A 24,366-nucleotide genomic window follows, 5' to 3' on the forward strand; every position below is an offset into this window, starting at 1 on the left:
GCTGGTGCGCAGCTCGAGATGGGTCTTGCGCTCGATCGCCGCCCCTTCGGCGAAGGGCAGCCGCGCGGCAAGGGCGGTGGTTTCGAGCGCGATCATCGGCGCCTCCGCGCCCTTGGCGGATTTGGCGATTTCCGCCTTGAGCGCGGTCAGGTCAGCGTCTTCGACCGTGCGGGTCGAGGTGTTCTTGGGGCGGGCGGGCAGGGCGTCGCGGAAGGCGGCCAGGGCCGCCATCGGATCGCCCGTAAAGACCAGGTCGAGACCGCCCCAGCCTTCAAACGTGCTGGCCGAAACAGGTTTCCCGCTTGCCGCCATGCGTGCGGCGGGCTCGAGCCCGATCACGCGCGGCAGGCGCTGGGTGCCGCCGGCGCCGGGGATCAGGCCGAGGTTGACCTCGGGCAGGCCGAACTTCGCTTTCGCATCGGCGATGCGCCAGGCGCAGGCGAGCGCCAGCTCGAGCCCGCCGCCGAGCACGGTGCCGTGCATGACCGCGATGAACGGTGTGACGCTGGCCTCGATGGCGTCGAGCACGTCGGGCAGGTGCGGCAGCGGCGGCGGGCCGGAGAATTCCGAGATGTCGCCGCCGGCGACGAAGGTGCGTCCGGCGCAGACGATCGCCGCGGATTTGCAACCTGCCTCGTTGACCCTGTGCACCGCCTGCATCAGTCCCTTGCGCACGTTCACGCCGAGCGCATTGACCGGCGGATTGTCGATGGTCACCAAGGCGTGGCCGCCTTCGATCCGCACGTTGACGATGTTGCTTTCAGGAGCGGTCTCAGGGGTGGCGGAAGGGGGTGTCACGATGGCGGCTCCTCGAATCCCGGATGAATTTTGCCGGTGAATGGCATATGATTATTAATTGACCAACCGGTCGGCTTATGCAACCCTCATTTTCGGGAGGATCCTTGCGATGAGTGAACCGGTACTACATTCCTGGAGCGGCGGCGTGCTGGAAATCACGCTGAACCGACCGGATCGACTGAATTCCTTCAATGACGAGATGCATGGCGCGCTGGCCGATTGTCTGGACATGGCCCGCGACGACGCCCGTTGCCGCGCGGTGCTGCTTACGGGCGCCGGCCGCGGCTTCTGCGCCGGCCAGGACCTCAGCGCCCGCGATCCGGCCAAGATGGATGGCCCGCCCGATCTCGGCGACACGCTGACGCGCTTCTACAATCCGCTGATCCGCCGCATCCGGTCGCTGGAAAAGCCCATCCTCTGCGCCGTCAACGGCGTGGCCGCCGGCGCCGGCGCCAATCTGGCGCTTGCCTGCGACATCGTGCTGGCCGCGCGCGGCGCCAAATTCATCCAGTCCTTCGCCCGTGTCGGCCTCATCCCCGACGCCGGCGGCTCCTGGATGCTGCCGCGGCTGATCGGCGAGGCGCGCGCCAAGGCAATCGCGATGACCGCCGAACCGGTGACGGCCGAGCGGGCCGAGCACTGGGGCATGATCTGGAAGGCGGTCGACGACGCCGACCTGATGGGCGAGGCGAGGGCGCTCGCCGCGAAACTCGCCGCCGGGCCGACCTTCGGGCTCGGGCAGATGAAGAGCCTGATCCAGCAGGCGGCCGGCCAGACGCTCGACGCGCATCTCGATCTCGAAGCGCAGACGCAACGCGCATGCGGGTTCTCGGCCGATTACGCCGAGGGCGTGCGCGCCTTCCTGGACAAGCGCGAGCCCAGCTTCGGAGGCGAGCGATGAGCGCCATATCCGATCAGGAGCGGGCCGAGCGGTCGTCGGCGGCGATGTGGAAGGACGACCACATGAGCCAGGCCTTCGGCATGACCATCGAATCGGTGGGGCCGGGGCAGGCGACGATGTCGATGGTGGTGCGCAAGCACCATCTCAACGGCCACGGCTCCTGCCATGGCGGCACGATCTTCACGCTGGCCGACAGCGCCTTCGCCTTCGCCTGCAACAGCCACAATACCTTGACGGTGGCGCAGCACTGTTCGGTGACGTTCCTGGCGCCGGGGCGGGAGGGCGACCGGCTGACGGCGACCGCGCGCGAGGTCACGCTCGCCGGGCGGTCCGGGATCTATGACGTGACGGTGAGCCGCGACGACGGCGTCACGATCGCCGAGTTCCGCGGCCTGTCGCGCACCGTTCCGGGCACGCATTTCGACGAGCCGTCCGCCTGAGCGGACGGTTCGGCCACCATTCGAGGGGCGCGGGCCTCACGCGCCCGCCGCCTTGCCATTGCAGGAGACACCCATGCTTGACCTGACGCCCGACCGGGCCAGTCTTGAACCGATCGAAATCGCCTCGCGCGACGAGATCGCCGCCCTTCAGTTGAGCCGCATGAAATGGTCGCTGGCGCACGCCTATGAGAACGTGCCGCATACCCGCGCCTCGTTCGATGCGAAGGGCGTGCATCCGGACGATCTCAAGACGCTCGCCGATCTGTCGAAATTCCCCTTCACCACCAAGCACGATTTGAGGGACAACTACCCCTTCGGCATGTTCGCGGTGCCGCGTGAAAAAATCGCGCGGCTGCACGGCTCGTCGGGCACCACCGGCAAGCCCACGGTGGTGGGCTACACGGCGCGCGACATCGACATCTGGTCGGACCTGGTGGCGCGCTCGATCCGCGCCTCGGGCGGGCGCAGCGGCGACATCGTCCACGTGGCCTATGGCTACGGCCTGTTCACCGGCGGGCTGGGGGCCCATTACGGGGCCGAGCGGCTCGGCTGCACCGTGGTGCCGGTGTCGGGGGGCATGACCGAGCGGCAGGTCTCGCTGATCACCGATTTCAAGCCGCGGGTGATCATGGTGACGCCGTCCTACATGCTGTCGATCCTCGACGAGTTCCGCCGCAAGGGGATCGACCCGAGGTCGTGCTCGCTGGCGGTCGGCATCTTCGGCGCGGAGCCCTGGACCAATTCGATGCGCAGCGAGATCGAGCAGGCCTTCGACATGGATGCCGTCGACATCTACGGCCTGTCGGAAATCATGGGTCCGGGCGTGGCCAATGAATGCGTCGAGACCAAGGACGGGCTGCATATCTGGGAGGACCATTTCTATCCCGAGATCATCGATCCGGTGACCGAAGAGGTTCTGCCCGACGGCGAGATCGGCGAGCTGGTGTTCACGACGCTCACCAAGGAGGCACTGCCGATGGTGCGCTACCGCACCCGCGACCTGACGCGACTCTTGCCGGGAACGGCGCGGTCGATGCGGCGGATGGAAAAGATCACCGGGCGCTCGGACGACATGATCATCCTGCGCGGGGTCAATGTGTTTCCGACCCAGATCGAGGAGCAGATCCTCAAATGTGCGGGTCTGGCGCCGCATTTCCAGATCGAACTCAGCCGCACCGGCCGGATGGACGACATGACCGTGCATGTGGAATCCACCTCCGCCTCGGCAAGTGCCGACGCCCGCGCGGCCTCGGCGCGGGAGCTGGCGCATCACATCAAGAGCACCGTCGGCGTTTCGGCGCGGATCGACGTGGCCGAGCCCGGCACCGTGGCGCGCTCGGAAGGCAAGGCCAAGCGCGTGGTCGACAACCGGCCCAAGACCTGATCCATGGCCCGCACCATCGCCAAGGACCACGAAGCCAAGCGCGAAGCGATCCTGCACACCGCAGCCAGCTTCTTCGCCGAGCACGGCTACGACCGGGCCTCGATGGGCAAGCTGGCGCAGGCCTGCGGCGTCTCCAAGGCGTTGATCTACCACTATTATCCGTCCAAGGACGCGCTGCTGTTCGACATCCTCGACACGCATCTGACGGCGCTGGTGGAGGTGGTGGAGCGGGCCGCCGCCGAACCGGGCACGCCGCAGACGCGGCTGCGCGCGCTGATCCGGGCGATCCTGATCGCCTACCGGGATTCAGACGCCGAGCACAAGGTGCAGCTCGAAGCGCTGTCGTCGCTGCCCGAGGACAACCAGCGCCATTTGCGCGCGCTGCAGCGGCGGCTGGTGACCTCGATGTCGGAGGCGGTGCGGGCGATCGAGCCGGAGCGGTTTTCCAGCCGGCCCGACCTGGTGGGACCGGTGACCATGTCGGTGTTCGGCATGCTCAACTGGTTCTACCTTTGGCACAAGCCCGGCGGCCCGGTCGACCGCGACGCCTATGCCGACATCGTCGCCGACCTGGTGATCGGCGGGCTGCCCGCGGTGTGCGGGTAGAAATGTCGGAAGGTCGGGGACAGTTTACTCTTGACGCCTTGGCCCCGAGGATTATGCGGGACATCCGGGCGCCGAAAGCAAACGGTCCCCGACTTTCGCTCTTGCTCAGGAGTTGTCTTCGACAGGGGCCTCGGGGCCGTTCTTCTTGATGGAGTCGATGGCGTTCTGAGCGCTGGCCTTGCTCGAATAGCCTTCCGTCGAAAACATCACTTCGCTGTTGTACTTGAACCGGACCCGGAACTCGCCCGCCTTGTCCTTGTAGATCTCGAATTTGTGAGCCATGCGCTTTCTCCCCTGCGATGTGAATCATACATGCGCAAGGTGACATCTGTCGGCGGCTTTCACAAGCCGGGGCGGGGTGGGGATTTCGGGGATTGTCGCGGGACACTCCGCCTCCGCCGTATCGGGACAGGCGGTCAGGGAGCAGCCTGCGGGGCTGCCGGTCTTGCGGGGACCGGGCAAGCCCGCGTCACGGCCGCTCGCCGGTGTAGAGCGCGCGCGGGCGGATGAGCTGGCCCGAGGCGCGCTGTTCGAGGCTGTGGGCGATCCAGCCCACCGAGCGGCCGATGGCGAACAGCAGGAAGGCCGCGCCTTCGGGCAGGCCGAGATGGCGGCGCAGCGCCACCAGCGCGAAATCGATGGTGGGATCCTGCCCGGTCAACTGCCGGACGGCGTCTGCAAAGCGCGCCGCGGCGGCGAAATCCGGCCCGATTGCCGCCATCAGCGCGGCCGCGCGGATGTCGCCGTCGGGGTAGAGCTGATGGCCGAAGCCGGGAATGTCCTCGCCCGCCCTGAGCCGCTCGCTCAGGCCCGTGGCGGGGTCGGCCGGGTCGAGCATGTCCCACAGGCGTTCCACCCGCATGGTCACCGCGCCGTGGCGGACGCCGCTCAGCGCCGCGAGCGCGGCGATGATGCAAGCCTTCAGCGAGGCCCCGGTGGAGGCCACGCAGCGGGCGGTGAAGCTCGAGGCGTTGAGCTCGTGATCGGCGCACAGGACCAGCGCCTGGCGGATCAGCCCGGCCTGCTGCGCGCCGATGCCCCAGCCTGAGGCCAGTTGCCGGTGGATCGGGGCGGCGCCGGGCGCCTGCCTCAGCGCCGCTGCCGCCAGGAGCCGCACCAGGTCGCCCGCGCCGCGCGCCAGGCCGTCGGGGTCGGTGCGCCAGGCCGATGTCGGTTCGTCGGGCGCCGCCACGGCGAACAGCGGCAGAAGCGTGTCGCTCGACGGAGCGGAACCGGCCAGCGCGAGGAGGTGCTGATAGGCCTTGAGCTGCGCCGGGGCGCGGCGGGGGAAGGCGGTCTCGGCCGGCATGGCCCAGAGGATCTCCGCCACGTCCTCGAGCGCGGCCGTTTCGCTGAGGTCGACGGCGTCCTGTCCGCGATAGGAGAGCCGCCCGGTCTCGATCAGCGTCAGGGCGGATTCGAGCACCGGCATGCCCCAGTCGAGCGTGGCCCGGGCGATTTCCCTGGGCTTGCGGCCGCGCCGCCTCGTCTCGGCGAGCTGGTCGACGGCGGCAGCGAGGTAGCGGCTCTGGCGCGGATCCTGCGCCGGCGCGGCCTTGATCAGGCCGCGGCTGACATAGGCGTAGAGGCTTTGCCGGGAGACGCCCAGCCGGCGGGCGGCTTCCGCGGCATCGATGTAATCGGCCATGTGCCTGTCCCATGATTGATTTATGTGATCAATATTGACGATATCCCGGATCGGCGCTTGTGTGAAGCCCCGGCCGCGTGGCGCGGCGGATGTTGAAGGGAGCCTTTCATGGGACATTTTCAAGCTGAAGGCCGGAAACCAGCCGGCGATGCTCCGGACCGGGTGATGCTGTCGCGGCTGTGGAGCGCGCTGGGCGGCAAGCCGGAGATCGCGGACCGGGTGGAACTGTCCGGGGAAGGGTCGCTGGCGTCTGTCTTTGCGGTGAGCGATTTCGCGGCTGCGGCGATCGCCACGGCGGGGCTGGCGCTGGCCGAATGGACGGCGGCGCGGACCGGGAGCGTGCCGCCTCTCCGTGTCGACCGGCGGCTGGCGTCGCTGTGGTTTTCGTTTTCCATCGCGCCGCAGGGCTGGGATCTGCCCGCGGTCTGGGATGCGATCGCCGGCGATTATCCGACCGCCGACGGCTGGATCCGGCTGCACACCAATGCGGCTGCCCACCGCGCCGCGGCGCTGTCGGTTCTGGGTGCAGCGACCGAGGACGGGCTTGACCGCGCGGCGGTGGCGGCCCGCGTGGCCGGATGGCGGGCGGATGAGCTGGAGGCCGCCATCGTCGCGGCCGGTGGCTGCGCCGCGGCGATGATGAGCCTCGATCAGTGGGCGGAGCATCCGCAGGGCCGCGCGGTGATGGCCGAGCCTTTGATGCGGATGGATTTGGGCGGCGGCGCGCGCGCCTCCGCCTCCGGCTTCGATGCGGCGCGGCCGCTGGCGGGACTCCGGGTGCTGGACCTGACGCGGGTGCTTGCGGGGCCGGTGGCGACGCGGTTCCTCGCGGGCTTCGGCGCCGACGTGCTGCGCATCGATCCGCCGGGCTGGGACGAGGGGGCGATCATCCCGGAGGTGACGCCCGGCAAACGCTGCGCGCGGCTCGACCTGAAGCAGGCTGGCGACCGCGACCGGTTCGCGGCGCTGCTTACGGACGCCGACGTGGTGGTGCATGGCTACCGGGCGGACGCGCTGGAGGCGCTGGGGCTCGGCGCGGACATGCGCCGCGCGCTCAATCCGGGGCTGATCGACGTCTCGCTCGACGCCTATGGCTGGACCGGGCCGTGGGCCAACCGCCGCGGCTTTGACAGCCTGGTGCAGATGAGCGGCGGCATCGCTGAGGCCGGGATGGCCCGCGCCAGGGCCGAGCGGCCGGTGCCGCTGCCGGTGCAGGCGCTCGATCACGGCGCCGGCTATCTTCTGGCGGCGGCGGCGGTTCGGGGTCTGACGATGCGCCACTCCCACGCCACAGGATCGCGCTGGCGGACCTCGCTGGCGCGCGTCGGTGGATTCGTGGCCGGGTGGCCGCAGGGACCGGTGGCGCACCCCATCGGCAAGCCGGAGCCCGACGATTACGCGCCTGCCGTCGAGCAGACGGCGTGGGGCCCAATGCGGCGGCTCAGGCCCGCCCTGAGCCTCGGAGGCGCCGCGATGCACTGGGACCGGCCCGCCGGCCAGCTGGGGACCTCCGCGCCGGAGTGGTGAGCAGCGGGCAGGTTGCGCAGGACCGGCAGGATCGGCGCAACGGCCGTGACGCGATGGACTTCTGGCGTCTCAGCCGATGGGGGTCTGCTGGTGCAGCGCCAGTTTCCAGCCGTCGCCGGTGTCCACATAGGTCGAACTGCACAGGGCATGGTACCCGGCTTCGCCCTCGCGCCGTGCGGTTGCGCGATAGGCCAGGGTCGTGGCGCAGTCGTGCGCCTCGAGCGCCTGGTCGAAGAAATCCACCGAGGCCCATCGCGGTGCGGCCTGCAGGGCGGCGATGATGGTGTCGTCACCGGACAGGATGCCGACGGGTGAGGGAAAGATCATCAGCGCGCGGCTGTTCAGCCGCTTGCGGTAATGCTCCTCGCCCTCAAGCCAGAAACCTCGTTCCAGGGTCCAGAATTCGCCGGTCTCCATCTGAGCTCCCTCCATTGAACCTGCGCAAGTATTGGCGAGACGAGCCGGGCACGAAAAGGTTCCATCGGACTGCGTCCGTCAGGTCAGGCGAGGGGCGGGTCGCAGGCCACGCTTCGGTGCACGAAGGCGGTTCCACGCATGGCGATGCATGAAGCTCTCTTCATCTCGGCGCTCTTGCGCGGTAATCTCCTCGCAATCAAGCGCAGGAGGCCCCATGGCACGGCATCGCGTCTATTCCATCAGCGTGGCGAGCGTCTATCCCCACTATGTCACCAAGGCCGAGAAAAAGGGCCGCACCCGGGAGGAGGTCGACCACGTCATCTGCTGGCTCACCGGCCACACGGCGAAGACGCTGCACGATGCCATGGAGGCGGACGTCACCTTCGAGGATTTCTTCGCGCGGGCACCAGAGATGAACCCGTCGCGGTCGCTGGTCACCGGCGTGGTCTGCGGCGTGCGGGTGGAGGAGATCGAGGAGCCGGTGATGCGGGAGATCCGCATCCTCGACAAGCTGATCGACGAACTCGCCAAGGGCAAGCCGATGGCGAAGATTCTCCGGCAGCCGCCGGGCGGCGCGGCCTGATCGCGGCGGCGACGGGCGACGGCGGGCGGGCGCTTTTTTCCGCGCAGGAAATCGCCGGGGCGCAGCGAAATTCCGCCGTCAATTCAAGCGTCTCGCGGAGCGGGCGGCCCGGACGGATGGGCAGTCTGGTGCCCGCCGGTTCGACGCGACGGGCAATAAACTGCCCATTTCGCCTTTCCGATTTGGCAAAGGCCGCGGAAATCCTGTAGAGCTGGACCTGGCACGCGGGTTGCTAGGTTACACCCGTATCGCAGCGCGGAGGAGAGCGCACCCGGATGGATCGGAACACGGAGGAGAACCCGATGATCACACTCAATCGCAGAAGTCTTGTCACCCTTATGGCCGCCACGGCCATGGGCCTGTCGCTCATGCCAGCCAAGGCCGACCAGTTCGTCAACATCCTGACGGGCGGCACCTCGGGCGTCTATTATCCGCTCGGCGTCGGCCTGTCGAAGATCTATGCCGAGAAGATCGAGGGCGTGCGCACCCAGGTGCAGTCGACCAAGGCTTCGGTGGAAAACCTCAACCTGTTGCAGCAGGGCAAGGGCGAACTGGCCCTGGCGCTGGGCGATTCGGTCAAGCTCGCCTGGGACGGCAATGCCGACGCCGGCTTCAAGGCGCCGCTCGACAAGCTGCGCGGCATCGCGGCGGTGTACCCGAACTACATCCAGATCGTCGCCTCGAAGGAATCCGGCATCACCGATCTCGCCGGCCTCAAAGGCAAGAGCCTCTCCGTGGGCGCTGCCAAGTCGGGCACCGAGCTCAATGCCCGCGCCATCTTCGCGGCCGCCGGCATGTCCTATGAGGATCTCAGCAAGACCGAATACCTGCCGTTTGCGGAATCGGTCGAACTGATCAAGAACCGCCAGCTCGACGGCACGCTGCAGTCGGCCGGTCTCGGCGTGGCCTCGATCAAGGACCTGTCGACCTCGGTCGACATCCAGATGGTGGCGGTGCCCGAAGAGGTGGCGACGGCGCTCGGCGCGCCCTATATCGCGGCGACGATTCCCGCCGGCACCTACAACGGCCAGGACGCCGACGTGCAGACCGTCGCGGTGGTCAACTTCCTCGTCACCCATTCCGATGTCAGCGACGATCTCGCCTACGAGATGACCAAGCAGTTGTTCGAGAACCTTCCCGAGCTCGAAGCGGCCCACAATGCCGCCAAGCAGATCAAGCTCGAGAACGCGCTCACCGGCATGCCGGTGCCGCTGCATCCCGGAGCGGAACGCTACTACAAGGAAAAGGGCATGATGTAGGACCGGGCTAAATCCCGGACTGACATCGTGACACAGTCGGCGGGGCCTTAAACCGACCCCGCCGCATTCCGCCACTGCGTGTCGGGGAGGACACCGCATGCTGCACGACCAGACGCCGCACCACGCGCCGGCGGAGAAGCCGGATCTCGGACTGCATGATCCCCTGGCGGAGAGCTTTCCGAAGACGGCCGAAGGCCGGCTCCTGTTCTGGATCGCGCTTTCGTTTTCGGTCTTCCAGATCGCCACCGCCGCCCATATCGTCGATTTCGCAAGCCAGGTGGTGCGCGCCATCCATGTCGGCTTCCTGATGCTATTGACCTTCCCGCTGGTGGCGGCGGCGCGCAATGCCGGGCCGCTGCTCAAGGCGCTTGCCTGGGGTCTGGCCGGGCTCGGCGTCGCAGTCGCGCTCTACCAATGGGTCGAATATACCGAACTGCTGCTGCGCGCGGGCGATCCGCTCAACCGCGATATCGTCATGGGCGTGATCGCGCTCGGCACCGTGTTCATCGCGGCCTGGGTGATCATGGGTCCCGCGCTGCCGATCATTTCCGGCGCGTTCCTGGCCTATTGCCTGTTCGGCGAGTACCTGCCGCCGCCGCTCGACCACCGCGGCTATGATTTCGCCCAGGTGATCGACCACATGGCCTATGGCACGGAAGGGATCTACGGCATCCCGATCTTCGTCTCCTCGAGCTTCATCTTCCTGTTCATCCTGTTCGGCGCCTTCCTCGAAAAGGCAGGCATGATCCAGCTTTTCACCGACGTCTCGCTCGGCATGGTCGGCCACAAGCGTGGCGGGGCGGCCAAGGTCTCGGTGATCTCCTCGGGCCTGATGGGCACCATCTCCGGCTCGGGCGTCGCCAATGTGGTGACCACCGGGCAGTTCACCATTCCGCTGATGAAGAAGTTCGGCTACCGCGCGGCCTTTGCCGGCGGGGTGGAATCGACCGCGTCCATGGGCGGGCAACTGATGCCGCCGGTGATGGGGGCGGTGGCCTTCATCATGGCCGAGACGCTGGGCGTCGAGTATTACGAGGTGGTGCAGGCGGCGATCATTCCGGCGATCCTCTATTTCGCCTCGGCCTTCTGGATGGTGCATCTGGAGGCGGGACGGCACAATCTGGTGGGCCTGCCCAAAAGCGAGCTGCCATCGCCGCTGAAGGCGCTCCGGGAGCAGTGGTTCCTGGTGCTGCCGCTCCTGATGCTGATCTATCTCTTGTTCTCGGGCTACACGCCGCTGTTTGCCGGCACTGTCGGGCTGGCGCTGACGGTGCTGCTGATCCTCGGCGGTTCGATCGCGCTCGGCCTGCCGGCGGGCGTGATCCGGCTCGTCTTCTGGGTCGGGCTCGGGCTGGTGGCCGCGGCGTTTTTGCAGTTCGGCATCATGGTAATCCTGGCGGCGGTGCTGGCGCTGATCGGCTGGAACGCATTCTCCAAGGGCGGGCGCGAGACGCTTGCCATCTGCCGCGATGCGCTGGCCGACGGGGCCAAGACGGCGCTGCCGGTGGGCGTCGCCTGCGCGGTGGTGGGCATCATCATCGGCACGATGACGCTGACGGGCGCTGCCAACACCTTCGGCCAGTTCATCGTCGCGGTGGGCCAGGACAGCCTGTTCCTGTCGCTGGTGCTGACCATGATCACCTGCATCGTGCTCGGCATGGGGATCCCCACCATCCCCAACTACATCATCACCTCGTCGATCGCCGGTCCCGCGCTCCTGGAGCTCGGCGTGCCGCTGATCGTGAGCCACATGTTCGTGTTCTACTTCGGCATCCTCGCGGATCTCACGCCGCCGGTGGCGCTTGCCTGTTTCGCCGCAGCGCCGATCGCCAAGGAGAACGGGCTCAAGATCTCGATGGAGGCGATCAAGGTGGCGGCCGCAGGCTTCGTCATCCCGTTCATGGCGGTCTACACGCCGGCCCTGATGCTGCAGGACGGCGGGCCGCTGGCCGACCAGATCGGCTACATTCCGGCGGTGATCTACATCGTCGCCAAGGTGGTGCTGGCGATCGGGCTCTGGGGCGCGGCCGTGATCGGCTTCCTCGGCGGCCGGCTGGGCTGGCCGATGCGGCTTCTGGCGATGGTCGCGGCCTTCACGCTGGTGGCGGCGCTGCCGGTGACCGACGAGATCGGCTTTGCGCTCTCGGCCCTGTTCGCCTTCCTCGCCTGGCGGCAGATGCGCCGGCAGGAATTGGCCGCCTAGATGGCGCTCGGCCTGTGCATTGCCGCCGGCGGCAAGGCGCTGACGGTCGCCGCGACCCTGTTCACGCTCTCCTGGACCCATTCGGTGGAAAAGACCGCGTGGCAGGAGAGCTGGCGCGTCACCGAGCAGGGGCTGCAGCTTGCCGAGGCGCGGGTCAAGGGATCGGGCGCGGGCATGGACCCGGGCGAGGGCGCGCGGCTCGAGGACGGCTGGTGGGTGTGGTCGCCGGATTCGCCGGAGACGCCGGAACTGGTGCTCGCCGCCTCGGGCGCCACCGTCTCGGCCTGGACGATCTGCCATGCCGGCGGCTGCGTGGATCTCGGCGCGGACGCGCAGGAGCCGATCAGGATCAGGCCCTGCGACCCCTGAAATGGGGTGCTGGCGATCGTGCCGCCGTGCCGGATACAGCGGTCTGGTTTCGCTGAAGCCAGGCCAAGGGCATGACGGCGATCGTCAATAGGGAAGGGCCGTTCCGTTCGCGTCCTTCCGCCTGAAAGCCAGCCGGATCCGATCATAGCATTCGCAGGCGTTGCTTTCGAGCAGGTCGCGGTCGGAAATGGTCAGGCTGCCCCTTGTATACTTGATGGCTCCCTGGGCCATCAGCGCCCTGCACACCGAGCTCACCGTCGCGCGCCGCAGGCCAAGGACCTGCGAGACGGAATCCTGGGTCAACTGAAACGTGTCGGACTGCACCCGGTCATGGGCGTCGAGCAGCCACCGGCTGATGCGCTGCTCCGCCTTGTGCAGGCTGTTGCAGGCGACAGACTCCATCAATTGCAGGGTCAGCGACTTCGCATATTCCATCATCGCGTCGCGGACGCAGGGATATTCGGCAATCGCGCGGTCGAGATCCTCGATCGAGATCCACGACGCATATCCCGGCACCTGGACAATGGACGCGCTGATGGTCCTGGCGCCGCCCAGGATGAAGGAAATGCCGATGAACCCCTCATTGCCAACCGAGACCTTCTCCACGCTGCGCCCGTCCTGCATCTGCGCCATGAGGCTGATGACGCCTTCATGGGGGAAGATCGCATGGGTGAACTGTTCGGCTTCCTGATAGAGGGTCTGCCCCTGGGTCAGGCGGCGGACGATCGAGCGGGATTCGAGAAATCGGACAGCATCCGGGCGCACGGACTGGATCACCTTGTTCCGAGTGTCGAAGTCACCGCGGATTTCATTTGCCAATGGATTTCACCTCATTCGGGGTCGGGACGCGCAAGTTGCATATAATAGGACTCTTCGTAAAAAAAGTGAGTATTAAACTGTTAACTATTTTATATGTACGGTACTGATAATAGTGTGACCGATAACGTGCAAATGATTGACGAGTTCAACCCGCGCCGCTGAGAGCCGAGCCTATGACCCTGCAAAACAACGACGACGGCATGGATTGTTTCCCTTCGGCATCCGTTTCCCATGACGGAACTTCGTCGTGGGTGATGAACAACCTCGAGACCCGCAATGAATTGTTCGCCTACAAGGAAGCTCTGGACCAGAATACGATCGTGTCGATCACCGACAGGATCGGGACGATCAGCTATGCCAATGCACAGTTTTGCCGGATTAGCGGTTATACGCAGGAAGAACTTGTCGGACAGAACATCAGGATCATAAATTCGTCGTATCACGAGCGGCATTTTTTCGATGAATTGTGGCGGACGATTGCAAGCGGGCGGCCATGGCGCGGCGAAATACGCAACCGCGGTAAACATGGCGATATCTATTGGGTCGACACGACCATCGTGCCCCGGCGCAACCATCTGGGAAAAATCGACGGCTATGTTTCCATCCGCTACGACATCACCGCCCGCAAGGCGATCGAACGAGAACTCCAGCACGAAGTAGAGAAGAGAAGAAATACGGAAGAATTACTGCGGGAGTTGCTGGAGACAATTCCGGACGGCGTGATAGCTTTTGACGCGGAAGACAAACTGATCCATTTCAACAGCGCTTACAAAGGATTTCACACGGCCAAGGCTGATCATCTTGTCGAAGGAACGTCCTTTTGCCAGTTGCTCAGGGTCGCGGTCGACAACAACCAGTACATGGACCTGCCGGACAACCCGAAGGCCCGCGAAGCCTATATCGAGAACCGCATCAAGCGGCACGGCTGCCCCGGCCGCCCGTTCATCCAGCAATTGAATGACGGGCGCTGGCTTCAGGTGCAGGAACGCCGGTCCAGGGCGGGCTATACGGTAGGCGTCTGCACCGACATCACCGATATCAAGCAGGCGGAGAAGACGATCAAGGTCCAGGCGGAACAGGATGCGCTGACCGGGCTGGCGAACCGCACCGTGCTCTCCGCGCTGCTGACCAAGGCGCTGTCCGGCCGCAAGGCGGGCGAATTGGCGGGCGCGCTGGTTCTCATCGACCTCGATCATTTCAAGGACATCAACGACACGCTCGGCCATGACGCCGGCGACCGGCTGCTGATCGAGATCGCCGCCCGCCTGACCGACGTGCTGCGCAAGACCGACACGATCGCCCGCATCGGCGGCGACGAGTTTGCGGTCCTGCTGTCGGGAATCACCACTGTCGCCGATGCCGAACGGGTTCTGAGGAAGCTCCTGGCGAGACTGAGCGAGCCCCTGGTGCTGGGGCACAGGACCATTCGTCCCGGCTGCAGCCTGGGCGTGACCTTCTTTCCCGCCGACGGCAGCACGCCGAAGGACCTGTTGAAGAACGCCGACATCGCCCTCTACCAGGCCAAGGCCAGGGGCCGCGGCGTCTGGGAGTTCTACGATCCCGCACTCAAGCAGCGGGTGGAGAAGCGCCAGGCCACTGCGGACGCGCTCAGGGAGGCCCTGGCGGGCAATGCGGTCAGAATGGCGGTCCAGACCCAGATCGACTTCCGCACCGGGCGGCACATCGGGTTCGAGGTGCTGGCCCGCTGGGAGCACAACGGGCGCACCGTATCGCCGGCGGAGTTCATTCCCGTCGCCGAGGAGACTGGCCTGATCATCCCGCTTGGGCTCAGCATGCTCGACCAGGCGCTGGCGATGGCGCGCGAGATCCGCGACCTCGGATCCGATCCCGGCCGCATCGCGGTCAATGTCGCCGCGTCGCAGCTCAAGCAGCACGATTTCGCCGAGACGGTGTCGGCCATCCTCGACCGCTACGGCCTGGAATCGGCCATGCTGGAGGTCGAAGTCACCGAGAACGTGCTGCTCGACCGGGCCAGCAGCCAGATCGAGCGCTCGCTCAAGGACCTGCACGACCTCGGCGTGCAGATCGCGCTCGATGATTTTGGCACCGGCCACGCCTCGCTGTCGCATCTCAAGCGCTTCCCCGTCGACCGGCTGAAGATCGACCAGTCCTTCGTGCGGGAAATCCAGTCGGCGTCGGAGGATTCGATCATTGTCCGCGCCATCATCAATCTCGCCCACAACCTCGGCATGGAAGTGGTCGCGGAGGGCATCGAGACCGAAGAGCAGTTCGAACTGCTGCGGGAGCAGGGATGCGATGTCGGGCAGGGATACCTGCTTGGAATGCCGGTGCCGCCCAGTCAGGCGATCTCGTTTTGCGCGCCGGGCCTGGCGCCGGGCACACCGGAGAGGACTGCGCTGGCCGGCCAGGTGGCGCGGTTGAGGCGCATCGCCGCGGGCTAGACCCCAGGCCCCGCCATCCGGGCGCGAAAGGACGCCCAATCGCCGCCAAGTGAGGTGAAAGACCCGCAATCAGCCGAGCCCGCCTGATTGCCGGATGCCCCCTGTTGCGTAACGCCCGGGTCCGCCCGTCGCGACGAGTGTGTGCCAAGACTGGTCCGCCTTCGCGGAGCAGCATTTCCAACCCAGATCACAAAGGCAGACGAGATGAAAAAAGTTGCACCGACCAAGGTTGAGACGGATCAGGACATTGCCGGCCGTCTGGCGTTTATCGGACTTGACGAGAAGGGGTGCGCCGATCTGCGCCAGCTCAAGCCGATCATCGAAAGCGAATTGCCGAAGGGGATCGACCGGTTCTATGACGTGGTGAGACGCACGCCCAGCGCGCGCAGGTACTTCTCCTCCGACACGCAGATCGACGGCGCCAAGAAATCCCAGCTCGGCCACTGGGAGGCGATCGCCAGCGGCTGCTTCAACGAGGACTATGTCCGCCGCGTGAGGACGATCGGCGCCGTTCACGCCCGGATCGGGCTCGAGCCGAGATGGTATATCGGCGGCTACGGCCTGCTGGTCGAGCAACTGCTGCAGGCCATCATAAGGCAGCACTGGTCGAGCGGCGGCCTGTTTTCGAGAAACAGGACCTCCGCGGAGGATGTCGCATCGCTGGTCGTGAGCCTGGTAAAGGCGGTGATGCTGGACATGGATCTGTCGATCTCGGTCTATATCGAGCAGGGCGAGGCGGCCAAGAAGGTGGCGGAACAGGAGGCGATCGCCAACGAGCGCAGGATGGTGGTCGAGACGTTCGGACACGCCATGGCGCAGATCGCGGCGAAGAATCTCGGCCACCGGATCGAGGACGATTTGCCGGAAGCCTATGCCTCCCTGAGCCGGGATTTCAACAGCGCGCTCGATCAGCTCGCCGAGACGATCGAGCGGATCGGCGGTTCGGCGGACCAGATCAACACCGGCTCGGAAGAGATCAGATCCGCCGCCGACCGACTTTCCAAGCGCGCCGAGCAGCAGGCCGCGGCCATCGAGCAGACCGCCGCCGCGGTCGAGGAAATCACCGTCACGGTCAAATCCTCCACCCTGCGCGCCGAAGGCGCGGGAAAGCTGGTCGACCGCACCCGGCAGAACGCCGAACAGTCCGGCGAGGTGATGAAGAAGGCGGTCGTCGCCATGGACCTGATCAACCAGTCGTCGGCGGACATTTCGCGGATCATCGGCGTGATCGACGAGATCGCCTTCCAGACCAACCTGCTTGCGCTCAACGCCGGCGTCGAGGCGGCGCGGGCCGGCGAGGCGGGCCGCGGATTCGCGGTCGTGGCGCAGGAGGTGCGCGAACTGGCGCAGCGGTCGGCCGGCGCGGCGAAGGAAATCAAGCAGCTCATCACCACCTCCGGCGAGCATGTGAGGTCCGGGGTCTCGCTGGTGCGCGAAACCGGCGAGGCGCTCGACAACATCGCCACCGAGGTTCGCGAGATCGCCGCGAATGTCGCGGCGATCATCGGCGCCGCCCAGGAACAGTCCGGCGCCCTGCAGGAGATCAATGCGGCGGTGTCCGCCGTCGACCAGGGAACGCAGCAGAACGCGGTCATGGCGGAGGAATTGACGGCCAGCAGCCACACGTTGGTCAACGAAGTGGTGCATGTCAACGCCCTGCTTCGGGCCTTCAAGACCCGGCAGGCCGAGCGGCATCCCCGCGCCGCATCAGGCCGCGGGCATCGGAGCCAGCCGTCGCCCGCTGCGGCCTGAACCGGCGCTCCACGCGAGGGGAGTCCGGTCGCGGCGGCGCACCTGAAATGGCCTGCTGCCCCTGCAGGGGCAGGCCCGCGCCGCCAAAGTTGCGAATAGGGCTTTGCCAACCCGCGGCGACCGCCTTACATACCGTTTCGGGGTCCGGATGGCCGACGCGGCGACAGCCAGCGGTCGGCGCCTCGGGAGTCCCTGCGATCGAACGAGGATTGGCTATACGATGGGCAGGTTTTCATTCCCGATGGCGCAGGGGCGCGCCGAGGCGCTGGGCGAAATTCACGCGCGTCCCTTCGCGCTCGTCGGGAAGAACCGGGTGATCTTCCAGCTTGCGTTCCTCACTGATGGCGGCGCGGTGGTGGATCACGCGGTGCTGGCCGGGCTCGCCCGCGCCCGCGGCGTGGCGGTGCCCGGGCGCGACACCGCGCATTTCTCCATGCCCTGGGGGCAGGGGACGCTGAGGTGGGAGCGGCACACGGAATTCTCCACCTATTTCTGGGATGCGCCGGCGCCGTCGTCCTTCGGCCAGAGCATCGACACCCATCCGTTCGGCGACCAGTTCTCGCCGCCGGGCAGCCTGATTTCCGGCATCCGGCTCGAGGTGCGCGAGGATGGGCCCGAAACCCAGGCCGCGATCGCGAGCTTCGATCTCACCAGCCTGTGCCTGAGCGAGATCAAGGGCGGCCAGGCGACGATCGCCACCGACTTCCGCCAGGACGGCGACGGGCTCACGCGCATCCTGGTGATCGACAAGGGCATGAGCGAGGCCGGCCGCGGCGCGGTGGTGCAGCGGCTCCTCGACATCGAGACCTACCGGACGCTGGCGGCGCTGGGCCTGTCGCTGGCGCGGGCGCTGTCGCCGGAGATGCGGCGGATCGAGGACAACCTGACCAAGATCACCCAGGCTATGAAGACCGGCGCGCGCGACCATGCCGACAGCCTGCTTGCCGAGATCACCATTCTCGCGGCCGAGCTGGAGGCCAATGCCGCCGCCAGCCTCTACCGCTTCGGCGCCAGCCGCGCCTATTACAACATCGTCCGCGAGCGCATCGCCTCGCTGGCGGAAACGCCGCAGCCCGGCGTCGAGACCATCGGCGCGTTCCTGGAGAAGCGGCTGGCGCCGGCGATGAGGACCTGCCAGTCGATCGAGGAGCGCCAGGCGAACCTGTCGCGCAAGCTCTCGCGCGCCACGTCGCTGCTTCGAAGCTGGATCGATGTCGAGCTGGAGCGGCAGAACAGCGCGCTCCTGAGTTCGATGAACCGCCGCGTGAAGCTGCAACTGAGGATGCAGCAGACCGTGGAGGGGCTCTCGGTGGCGGCGATCTCTTATTACATCGTCGGCCTGTTCGGCTATCTGGCCAAGCCGCTCGACAGTCTCGACCTGCCGTTCAAGTCCGGCCTGGCGTCGAGCCTGTTCGTGCCCATCGCCATCGGCTTCACCTGGATGACGGTGCGCTCGATCCGCAAGAGCCATGACATCGAGGACCGGACGGAAAAGACGACACCCGAATAAAGGTCTGCCGCCCGCGGCCCCAAACGAAAGCCGCCCCGCGGGGCGGGGCGGCTCGGGTGCGAAGATTGGCGCCGGTCAGAAGTCCATGCCCGACGGCATCGCCGGGGCGGCGGACTCCTTCTTGGGCTTTTCGGCGATCATCGCTTCGGTGGTGACCAGAAGGCCCGCGACCGAGGCCGCGTCCTGCAGCGCGGTGCGCACCACCTTGGCGGGGTCGATCACGCCCATCTTGAACAGGTCGCCATATTCGCCCGTCTGCGCGTTCCAGCCCCAGGCGAGGTCGGTCTTCTCGCGCAGCTTGCCGACGATGATCGAGCCTTCGGCGCCGGCGTTCTGGGCGATCTGGCGCACCGGCGCCTCGATCGCCCGGCGGACGATCTCGATGCCGACGCGCTGGTCGTCATTGGCGGGCTTGAGGTCGTCGAGCGCGGGGGTGGAGCGCAGCAGCGCCACGCCGCCGCCGGGCAGGATGCCTTCCTCGACGGCTGCGCGGGTGGCGTGCAGCGCGTCGTCGACGCGGTCCTTCTTCTCCTTGACCTCGACTTCGGTCGAGCCGCCGACGCGGATCACGCCGACGCCGCCGGCGAGCTTTGCCAGCCGCTCCTGCAGCTTCTCGCGGTCATAGTCGGACGAGGTTTCCTCGATCTGCGCCTTGATCTGGGCGATGCGGCCGTCGATCTCCTTGCGCGAGCCGGCGCCGTCGATGATGGTGGTGTTCTCCTTCTCTATCGTCACCTTCTTGGCGCGGCCGAGCATGTTGAGCGTCACGTTCTCGAGCTTGATGCCGAGATCCTCGGAGATCACCGAGCCGCCGGTGAGGATGGCGATGTCCTCGAGCATGGCCTTGCGGCGGTCGCCGAAGCCGGGCGCCTTGACGGCGGCGATCTTCAGGCCGCCGCGGAGCTTGTTGACGACCAGCGTCGCCAGCGCCTCGCCCTCGACATCCTCGGCGACGATCAGCAGCGGCTTGCCCGACTGCACCACGGCTTCGAGCACCGGCAGCATGGCCTGGAGGTTCGAGAGCTTCTTCTCGTGGATCAGCACATAGGGCTCTTCCAGCTCGACGCGCATCTTGTCCTGGTTGGTGATGAAGTAGGGGGAGAGATAGCCGCGGTCGAACTGCATGCCCTCGACCACTTCGAGCTCGGTCTCGGCGGTCTTGGCTTCCTCGACGGTGATGACGCCGTCATTGCCGACCTTCTGCATGGCCTCGGCCAGGTAGCGGCCGATCTCGGTGTCGCCATTGGCCGAGATGGTGCCGACCTGGGCGATCTCGTCATTGTTGGAGATCTTGCGGGCGTTCTTCCTGAGTTCCTTGACGATAGCGTCGACGGCGAGGTCGATGCCGCGCTTGAGGTCCATCGGGTTCAGGCCGGAGGCCACGGCCTTGGCGCCTTCCTTGACGATCGCCTGGGCGAGAACGGTCGCGGTGGTGGTGCCGTCGCCGGCCAGATCATTGGTCTTGGAGGCGACTTCGCGCACCATCTGCGCGCCCATGTTCTCGAACTTGTCCTCGAGCTCGATTTCCTTGGCGACCGTCACGCCGTCCTTGGTGATGCGCGGCGCGCCGAAGGACTTGTCGATGACGACGTTGCGGCCCTTGGGGCCGAGGGTGACCTTGACCGCGTCGGCCAGGATGTCGACGCCGCGCAGCATCCTTTCGCGGGCGTCGGTGTGGAATTTGACGTCTTTAGCTGCCATTTTTCGTTCCTTTCAGTTCTACCCGGTGCGTGGCAATCAGGCCGCGGCCTTGACCGCGGCGCCGGCCTGGAGGATCCCCAGGACGTCGGATTCCTTCATGATGAGCAGATCTTCGCCGTCGATCCGGATCTCGGTGCCGGACCATTTTCCGAAGAGCACGCGGTCACCCACGGTGACGTCGAGCGCCACGATCTCGCCGGCCTCGTTGCGGGCGCCGGGACCGGCGGCGATGACTTCGCCTTCCTGCGGCTTTTCCTTGGCGGTGTCGGGAATGATGATGCCGCCCTTGGTGCGCTCGTCGCTCTCGATGCGGCGGACAAGGATGCGGTCGTGCAATGGTCGGAATTTCATGCTTTCCTCCTGGACAAACATTGGGTGAATTTCCTGTTCCGCTGATCCGCTACCGGATCCAGGGAAGCCGGCCCGGTTCTCCCGGCGCCGGCGGACGACGATCTGGTTTTTGGCGCGAAAAATTTCAAGAGGCCGACTTTGAAAAAATTAGCACTCGCGCGGATCGGCTGCTAACACATTGAATTACGAGCCGAATAAATTTTTCCGCTTGCCAAGCCGGCTGTGTTTTGGTGTCATTTTCATGTCAAACCACAGGAGGTCCACGAGACAATGGCTTCACCTGAGTTCGAGCGGCAGATGGAAGGCTACGGCCTCACCACCGCGCATATCTTCTACCGGCTTCCCGATTTCCAGTCGCTGCTGCAGACCTATATCTGGCAGGACTACGACCTGGCGCCGGAGTTCCCCGGAATGCGGAAATTCCTCGCGTTCTGGGAAGAGAAGCTCGACGGCAGGCTGCACTCGGTGCGCTATGCGCACAAGAAGCTGATCGGCCCGAACGAATGGCGGCGCGTGGACGGGGAAATCCTGCTTCACTGAGGCAAGCGGCCAAGGCGGCCTTAGGGCTGGGCTTCGTCCGCCCCGCCGGTGGCGGGATGTCACCCGGCGAGCGCCGCGCGCATGCCCGCCTCGCAAAACCGCACGAGATCGTCGGCGAGGCGCTGCGGTTCCGAGCCTGTGCCCGGGGCGGCGGACAGGGCCTCGATGCGCCACCGGGAGGTCGACAGGGACAGCATGGCCGAGACCGAGAAGACGAAGGCGACGGCGATGCGGGACGCGGCGACGCCCGGGAACAGCCGGGCGATCTCGGCGATGAAGATGCCTGCGGTCGGGTCGAAGCAGCGCTCCGAGATCCTGCGCCAGCGGACATCGGCCGAAACCATCGCCACAAGCCGCGCATAGGCCAGCCATTGCGGGTCGCCGGCGCCGGAACCGTCGAGACCGGCCTTGTCGAGATAGGGGCGAAGGAACGCCGAGAGCACGGCGTTGAGCGTCAGTGCGTCGCCCGAGGCCTGGAGCGCCTCCAGCGCCTCGAGCCGCAGGCGCGACAATTCCCTGGCCCGGCGTTCGACGACGCGTTCGAACAGGGCTTCCTTGCTGCCGTGGTGAAAGCTGACCGAGGCGATCTGGGCGCCGGCGGCGGCGGCGATGTCGCGCACCGAGGCGCCGTCATAGCCGCGTTCGGCAAACAGCGATTCGGCGGCGTCGAGGATGCTCAGGCTGGTGGCGAGCGAGCGCTTGGACGCCGCGCGGCGGCGCGGCCGGGCCGTCAAATCGGGTGAGGTCACTGTTTTTGTCATAATTCATCTTGCCTTAAATTGAACGATCGTTCAATAAAGCGGAGAGAATAATCCGCTGAAGCCAGGGAGGGGGACAGTTGGACACGCGATCACCGACGGCAGTGCCGGCCGAAACCACAGACATGCGCCCGCATTACGCGCTGATCGGCGCCGGGCCGATGGGCCTGGCGATGGCCAAGACGCTGCTTGAGCAGGGGATCCCGTTCCAGGGCTTCGAGCTGCATTCCGACGTCGGCGGCCTGTGGGACATCGACGGGCCGAAATCGACGATGTACGAGACCGCGCATCTGATCTCGTCGAAAACCATGACGGAATTCGCCGATTTCCCGATGGAGGCCCATGTGGCGGAGTATCCGTCGCATCGCGAGCTCAAGACCTATTTCCAGAAATTCGCCGACCGCTACGGCATCCGCGAGCACTATCTGTTCGGCGCCGAGGTGATCTCGGCCGAACCGCTCGGCGCATCCGGCGAGGGTTGGCGCGTGACCTGGCGGGACGGCGCGGGGGCCGAGCACACGGAGGTCTTCGCCGGGCTGCTGATTGCCAACGGCACCCTGTCGGAGCCGAACATGCCGACATTCAAGGGCAGTTTCGCGGGCGAGCTGATCCATTCGAGCGCCTATCGCGACCCGCGGATCTTCACCGACAAGCGGGTGCTGATCGTCGGCGCCGGCAATTCGGGCTGCGACATCGCGGTGGATGCGATCCACCACGGCAAGTCCTGCGACATCTCGGTGCGGCGCGGCTATTATTTCGTGCCGAAATATGTGTTCGGACGGCCCGCCGACACGATGGGCGGCAAGATCAAGCTGCCGATGTGGCTCAAGCGCCGCGTCGACGGCATGATCCTGAAATGGTTCACGGGCGACCCGTCGAAATACGGCTTCCCCAAGCCCGACTACGCGCTCTATGAATCGCATCCGGTGGTCAATTCGCTGATCCTGTTCCATGCCGGCCATGGCGACATCAGGGTGAGGCCCGACATCGACCGGTTCGACGGCCACACGGTGCATTTCAAGGACGGCACAAAGGCCGATTACGACCTGGTGCTGGCCGCGACCGGCTACCGGCTGCACTATCCGTTCATCGACAAGACGCTGCTCAACTGGCAGGGCCATGCGCCGCATTTGTTCCTCAACTGCCTGCATCCCCTTCGCGACGACCTGTTCGTGCTGGGCATGGTGGAGGCCTCCGGGCTCGGCTGGCAGGGTCGGCACGAGCAGGCGGAGATGGTGGCGCGCTACATCTCCGCGCTCAAGCAGGGCACCATGGCGGCCAAGGCGCTCAAGCAGGAAAAGGGCGCCGGATTCAGGCGCATGACCGGCGGCATGAACTATATCGACCTGCCGCGCATGGCCTATTACGTCGACAAGGCGACTTACCGCACCGCCGTGACCTCATGGATCGCGGCGCTGAAAGGAAAGCCCGAATGACCGACATCGATTCCATAAGGCTCAATTTCAGCCCCGAAAGCCTGGTGCTGCTCAATGCCATCCTGTCGATCGTGATGTTTTCGATCGCGCTCGATCTCCGGGTGGCCGACTTCAGGAACCTCGTGCGGGCGCCCAAGGCGCTCGTCACCGGCATGGTGTCGCAGTTCCTGGTGCTGCCGGCGCTGACCTTCGTGATGCTGAGCCTCACCAATCCGCGGCCCTCGATCGCGCTGGGGCTGATCCTGGTGGCCGCCTGTCCCGGCGGCAACATCTCCAATTTCATCACCCACCGCGCCGGCGGCAATGCGGCGCTGTCGGTGTCGATGACCGGGATCGCCACCGTCGCGGCAATCCTGTTCACGCCGCTCAACGTCGCCTTCTGGGGCAATCTCTACGCGCCGACGCGGGATCTGCTGAGGGAAACGACGCTCGATCCGGTGTCGATCGCCATCACCGTGTTCTTCATGCTGATCCTGCCGCTGATCCTGGGGATCATGCTCAACAGCCGGCGTCCGGCTTTGGCCGGGCGGATCCGCAAGCCGCTGCAGACGCTGTCGATGGTGATCTTCATCGGCTTCATCGTGCTGGCGCTCGCCGCCAACTGGAGCTTCTTCCTGGCCTATGTCGGGGCGGTGGCGGCTCTGGTGGTGCTGCACAACGCGCTGGCGCTGTCGGGCGGCTACGCGACGGCGACACTGATGGGGCTTTCGGATTACGACCGGCGGGCGATCACCATCGAGACCGGAATCCAGAATTCGGGGCTTGGCCTGGTGCTGATCTTCGCCTTTTTCAGTGGGCTCGGCGGCATGGCGGTGGCGGCCGCCTTCTGGGGCATCTGGCACGCGATTTCCGGGCTGGCGCTGGCCAGCCTCTGGTCGCGCCGCGAGGCGCAGCGGTGAGGCGGGTCCTCGTCACCGGCGCCGCCGGCGCGGTCGCCCAGG

At 66.2% G+C, this 24,366-nt stretch carries 23 protein-coding genes; 15 read left to right on the forward strand and 8 right to left on the reverse strand.

Annotation, left to right across the window (positions count from 1 at the left end; genetic code table 11):
• Nucleotides 1-798, reverse strand: a 798-nt coding sequence (locus LL06_RS21785; RefSeq protein WP_161785006.1) for an enoyl-CoA hydratase/isomerase family protein, incomplete at its 3' end; no start/stop codon positions are given.
• A gap of 109 nt (nt 799-907) precedes the next feature.
• Between LL06_RS21785 and paaG the strand changes: the two genes are divergently transcribed.
• The 4 genes from paaG to LL06_RS21805 all read left to right on the forward strand — a co-directional run bounded on the left by paaG (nt 908) and on the right by LL06_RS21805 (nt 4,129).
• The gene (paaG, locus tag LL06_RS21790) at nt 908-1,699 is read left to right on the forward strand and encodes a 2-(1,2-epoxy-1,2-dihydrophenyl)acetyl-CoA isomerase PaaG (protein WP_035531854.1); all 792 of its coding nucleotides are present in this window, start codon (nt 908-910) and stop codon (nt 1,697-1,699) included.
• Complete coding sequence (paaI, locus tag LL06_RS21795) at nt 1,696-2,139, forward strand: hydroxyphenylacetyl-CoA thioesterase PaaI (RefSeq protein WP_035531857.1); 444 nt, start codon at nt 1,696-1,698, stop codon at nt 2,137-2,139. The genes paaG and paaI overlap by 4 nt, the downstream gene beginning before the upstream one ends.
• A gap of 73 nt (nt 2,140-2,212) precedes the next feature.
• A complete protein-coding gene (gene paaK, locus LL06_RS21800; protein WP_035531860.1) occupies nt 2,213-3,523 on the forward strand; it encodes a phenylacetate--CoA ligase PaaK in 1,311 nt (436 codons plus the stop codon).
• A gap of 3 nt (nt 3,524-3,526) precedes the next feature.
• Nucleotides 3,527-4,129, forward strand: coding sequence for a TetR/AcrR family transcriptional regulator (locus LL06_RS21805; protein WP_035531863.1), 603 nt, complete (start codon nt 3,527-3,529; stop codon nt 4,127-4,129).
• A 105-nt stretch (nt 4,130-4,234) separates the two neighbouring features.
• Here the strand turns inward: LL06_RS21805 and LL06_RS27060 are convergent, their stop codons facing one another.
• Both LL06_RS27060 and LL06_RS21810 read right to left on the reverse strand, forming a co-directional pair.
• Nucleotides 4,235-4,411, reverse strand: coding sequence for a YegP family protein (locus tag LL06_RS27060; protein WP_081964128.1), 177 nt, complete (start codon nt 4,409-4,411; stop codon nt 4,235-4,237).
• A gap of 187 nt (nt 4,412-4,598) precedes the next feature.
• Nucleotides 4,599-5,777, reverse strand: a complete 1,179-nt coding sequence (locus LL06_RS21810) for a citrate synthase family protein (protein WP_035531865.1) — start codon at nt 5,775-5,777, stop codon at nt 4,599-4,601.
• Nucleotides 5,778-5,885: 108 nt separating this feature from the next.
• Here LL06_RS21810 and LL06_RS21815 point away from each other — a divergent pair, with 108 nt between their 5' ends.
• A complete protein-coding gene (locus tag LL06_RS21815; protein ID WP_052161813.1) occupies nt 5,886-7,304 on the forward strand; it encodes a CoA transferase in 1,419 nt (472 codons plus the stop codon).
• A 69-nt stretch (nt 7,305-7,373) separates the two neighbouring features.
• Here LL06_RS21815 and LL06_RS21820 read toward each other — a convergent pair whose 3' ends face one another.
• Nucleotides 7,374-7,721, reverse strand: a complete 348-nt coding sequence (locus LL06_RS21820; protein ID WP_035531871.1) for a hypothetical protein — start codon at nt 7,719-7,721, stop codon at nt 7,374-7,376.
• 214 nt (nt 7,722-7,935) lie between these two features.
• Between LL06_RS21820 and LL06_RS21825 the strand changes: the two genes are divergently transcribed.
• The 4 genes from LL06_RS21825 to LL06_RS21840 all read left to right on the forward strand — a co-directional run bounded on the left by LL06_RS21825 (nt 7,936) and on the right by LL06_RS21840 (nt 12,135).
• Nucleotides 7,936-8,304 (forward strand): DUF2200 domain-containing protein, encoded by a 369-nt coding sequence (locus LL06_RS21825; RefSeq protein ID WP_035531874.1) that lies wholly within the window; start codon nt 7,936-7,938, stop codon nt 8,302-8,304.
• Between the two features lie 302 nt (nt 8,305-8,606).
• On the forward strand, nt 8,607-9,563 hold the full coding sequence (locus LL06_RS21830) for a TAXI family TRAP transporter solute-binding subunit (protein WP_035531903.1): 957 nt from the start codon (nt 8,607-8,609) through the stop codon (nt 9,561-9,563).
• 97 nt (nt 9,564-9,660) lie between these two features.
• A complete protein-coding gene (locus tag LL06_RS21835; RefSeq protein WP_035531878.1) occupies nt 9,661-11,766 on the forward strand; it encodes a TRAP transporter permease in 2,106 nt (701 codons plus the stop codon).
• Nucleotides 11,767-12,135 (forward strand): DUF1850 domain-containing protein, encoded by a 369-nt coding sequence (locus tag LL06_RS21840; protein ID WP_035531881.1) that lies wholly within the window; start codon nt 11,767-11,769, stop codon nt 12,133-12,135.
• Nucleotides 12,136-12,219: 84 nt separating this feature from the next.
• Here LL06_RS21840 and LL06_RS21845 read toward each other — a convergent pair whose 3' ends face one another.
• Nucleotides 12,220-12,954: a Crp/Fnr family transcriptional regulator gene (locus tag LL06_RS21845; protein WP_244447206.1), complete on the reverse strand. Its 735-nt coding sequence runs from the start codon at nt 12,952-12,954 to the stop codon at nt 12,220-12,222.
• Nucleotides 12,955-13,127: 173 nt separating this feature from the next.
• Here LL06_RS21845 and LL06_RS21850 point away from each other — a divergent pair, with 173 nt between their 5' ends.
• The 3 genes from LL06_RS21850 (at nt 13,128) to LL06_RS21860 (ending at nt 18,639) form a co-directional block, all read left to right on the forward strand.
• Nucleotides 13,128-15,377 carry an EAL domain-containing protein gene (locus LL06_RS21850; RefSeq protein ID WP_081964129.1) on the forward strand — a complete coding sequence of 750 codons (2,250 nt, stop codon included), beginning with the start codon at nt 13,128-13,130 and terminating at the stop codon, nt 15,375-15,377.
• Nucleotides 15,378-15,581: 204 nt separating this feature from the next.
• Nucleotides 15,582-17,129, forward strand: coding sequence for a globin-coupled sensor protein (locus LL06_RS28440; RefSeq protein WP_052161815.1), 1,548 nt, complete (start codon nt 15,582-15,584; stop codon nt 17,127-17,129).
• A gap of 220 nt (nt 17,130-17,349) precedes the next feature.
• Nucleotides 17,350-18,639, forward strand: coding sequence for a DUF3422 family protein (locus LL06_RS21860; RefSeq protein WP_035531884.1), 1,290 nt, complete (start codon nt 17,350-17,352; stop codon nt 18,637-18,639).
• Between the two features lie 75 nt (nt 18,640-18,714).
• Here the strand turns inward: LL06_RS21860 and groL are convergent, their stop codons facing one another.
• Entirely contained in the window at nt 18,715-20,340 is a 1,626-nt protein-coding gene (groL, locus tag LL06_RS21865) for a chaperonin GroEL (RefSeq protein ID WP_035531887.1), read from the reverse strand.
• A 36-nt stretch (nt 20,341-20,376) separates the two neighbouring features.
• Entirely contained in the window at nt 20,377-20,691 is a 315-nt protein-coding gene (locus tag LL06_RS21870) for a co-chaperone GroES (RefSeq protein ID WP_035531914.1), read from the reverse strand.
• Between the two features lie 270 nt (nt 20,692-20,961).
• Between LL06_RS21870 and LL06_RS21875 the strand changes: the two genes are divergently transcribed.
• Nucleotides 20,962-21,231: an aspartate-semialdehyde dehydrogenase gene (locus tag LL06_RS21875; RefSeq protein WP_035531890.1), complete on the forward strand. Its 270-nt coding sequence runs from the start codon at nt 20,962-20,964 to the stop codon at nt 21,229-21,231.
• A 59-nt stretch (nt 21,232-21,290) separates the two neighbouring features.
• Here the strand turns inward: LL06_RS21875 and LL06_RS21880 are convergent, their stop codons facing one another.
• Nucleotides 21,291-21,980, reverse strand: coding sequence for a TetR/AcrR family transcriptional regulator (locus LL06_RS21880; protein ID WP_201772372.1), 690 nt, complete (start codon nt 21,978-21,980; stop codon nt 21,291-21,293).
• Between the two features lie 89 nt (nt 21,981-22,069).
• Between LL06_RS21880 and LL06_RS21885 the strand changes: the two genes are divergently transcribed.
• Together LL06_RS21885 and LL06_RS21890 are read left to right on the forward strand one after the other, a co-directional pair.
• On the forward strand, nt 22,070-23,425 hold the full coding sequence (locus tag LL06_RS21885; protein ID WP_201772373.1) for an NAD(P)-binding domain-containing protein: 1,356 nt from the start codon (nt 22,070-22,072) through the stop codon (nt 23,423-23,425).
• Nucleotides 23,422-24,324 carry a bile acid:sodium symporter family protein gene (locus LL06_RS21890; protein ID WP_035531897.1) on the forward strand — a complete coding sequence of 301 codons (903 nt, stop codon included), beginning with the start codon at nt 23,422-23,424 and terminating at the stop codon, nt 24,322-24,324. Before LL06_RS21885 ends, LL06_RS21890 begins: the two co-directional genes overlap by 4 nt.
• Nucleotides 24,325-24,366: the final 42 nt, after the last annotated feature.

This window comes from Hoeflea sp. BAL378 (genome assembly GCF_000759435.1).
In the GTDB taxonomy this organism is placed as follows: Bacteria; Pseudomonadota; Alphaproteobacteria; order Rhizobiales; family Rhizobiaceae; genus Hoeflea.

What these genes read in the sequence shown, in the direction of transcription:
- LL06_RS21805 (WP_035531863.1), top strand. Translation starts at nt 3,527, where the DNA reads ATGGCCCGCACCATCGCCAAGGACCACGAAGCCAAGCGCGAAGCGATC.
- LL06_RS21815 (WP_052161813.1), top strand. Translation starts at nt 5,886, where the DNA reads ATGGGACATTTTCAAGCTGAAGGCCGGAAACCAGCCGGCGATGCTCCG.
- LL06_RS21850 (WP_081964129.1), top strand. Translation starts at nt 13,128, where the DNA reads ATGACCCTGCAAAACAACGACGACGGCATGGATTGTTTCCCTTCGGCA.
- LL06_RS21825 (WP_035531874.1), top strand. Translation starts at nt 7,936, where the DNA reads ATGGCACGGCATCGCGTCTATTCCATCAGCGTGGCGAGCGTCTATCCC.
- LL06_RS21890 (WP_035531897.1), top strand. Translation starts at nt 23,422, where the DNA reads ATGACCGACATCGATTCCATAAGGCTCAATTTCAGCCCCGAAAGCCTG.
- paaG (WP_035531854.1), top strand. Translation starts at nt 908, where the DNA reads ATGAGTGAACCGGTACTACATTCCTGGAGCGGCGGCGTGCTGGAAATC.
- LL06_RS21840 (WP_035531881.1), top strand. Translation starts at nt 11,767, where the DNA reads ATGGCGCTCGGCCTGTGCATTGCCGCCGGCGGCAAGGCGCTGACGGTC.
- LL06_RS21870 (WP_035531914.1), bottom strand. Translation starts at nt 20,691, where the DNA reads ATGAAATTCCGACCATTGCACGACCGCATCCTTGTCCGCCGCATCGAG.
- LL06_RS27060 (WP_081964128.1), bottom strand. Translation starts at nt 4,411, where the DNA reads ATGGCTCACAAATTCGAGATCTACAAGGACAAGGCGGGCGAGTTCCGG.
- LL06_RS21860 (WP_035531884.1), top strand. Translation starts at nt 17,350, where the DNA reads ATGGGCAGGTTTTCATTCCCGATGGCGCAGGGGCGCGCCGAGGCGCTG.
- LL06_RS21810 (WP_035531865.1), bottom strand. Translation starts at nt 5,777, where the DNA reads ATGGCCGATTACATCGATGCCGCGGAAGCCGCCCGCCGGCTGGGCGTC.
- paaI (WP_035531857.1), top strand. Translation starts at nt 1,696, where the DNA reads ATGAGCGCCATATCCGATCAGGAGCGGGCCGAGCGGTCGTCGGCGGCG.
- LL06_RS21820 (WP_035531871.1), bottom strand. Translation starts at nt 7,721, where the DNA reads ATGGAGACCGGCGAATTCTGGACCCTGGAACGAGGTTTCTGGCTTGAG.
- LL06_RS21875 (WP_035531890.1), top strand. Translation starts at nt 20,962, where the DNA reads ATGGCTTCACCTGAGTTCGAGCGGCAGATGGAAGGCTACGGCCTCACC.
- LL06_RS21835 (WP_035531878.1), top strand. Translation starts at nt 9,661, where the DNA reads ATGCTGCACGACCAGACGCCGCACCACGCGCCGGCGGAGAAGCCGGAT.
- groL (WP_035531887.1), bottom strand. Translation starts at nt 20,340, where the DNA reads ATGGCAGCTAAAGACGTCAAATTCCACACCGACGCCCGCGAAAGGATG.
- LL06_RS21830 (WP_035531903.1), top strand. Translation starts at nt 8,607, where the DNA reads ATGATCACACTCAATCGCAGAAGTCTTGTCACCCTTATGGCCGCCACG.
- paaK (WP_035531860.1), top strand. Translation starts at nt 2,213, where the DNA reads ATGCTTGACCTGACGCCCGACCGGGCCAGTCTTGAACCGATCGAAATC.
- LL06_RS28440 (WP_052161815.1), top strand. Translation starts at nt 15,582, where the DNA reads ATGAAAAAAGTTGCACCGACCAAGGTTGAGACGGATCAGGACATTGCC.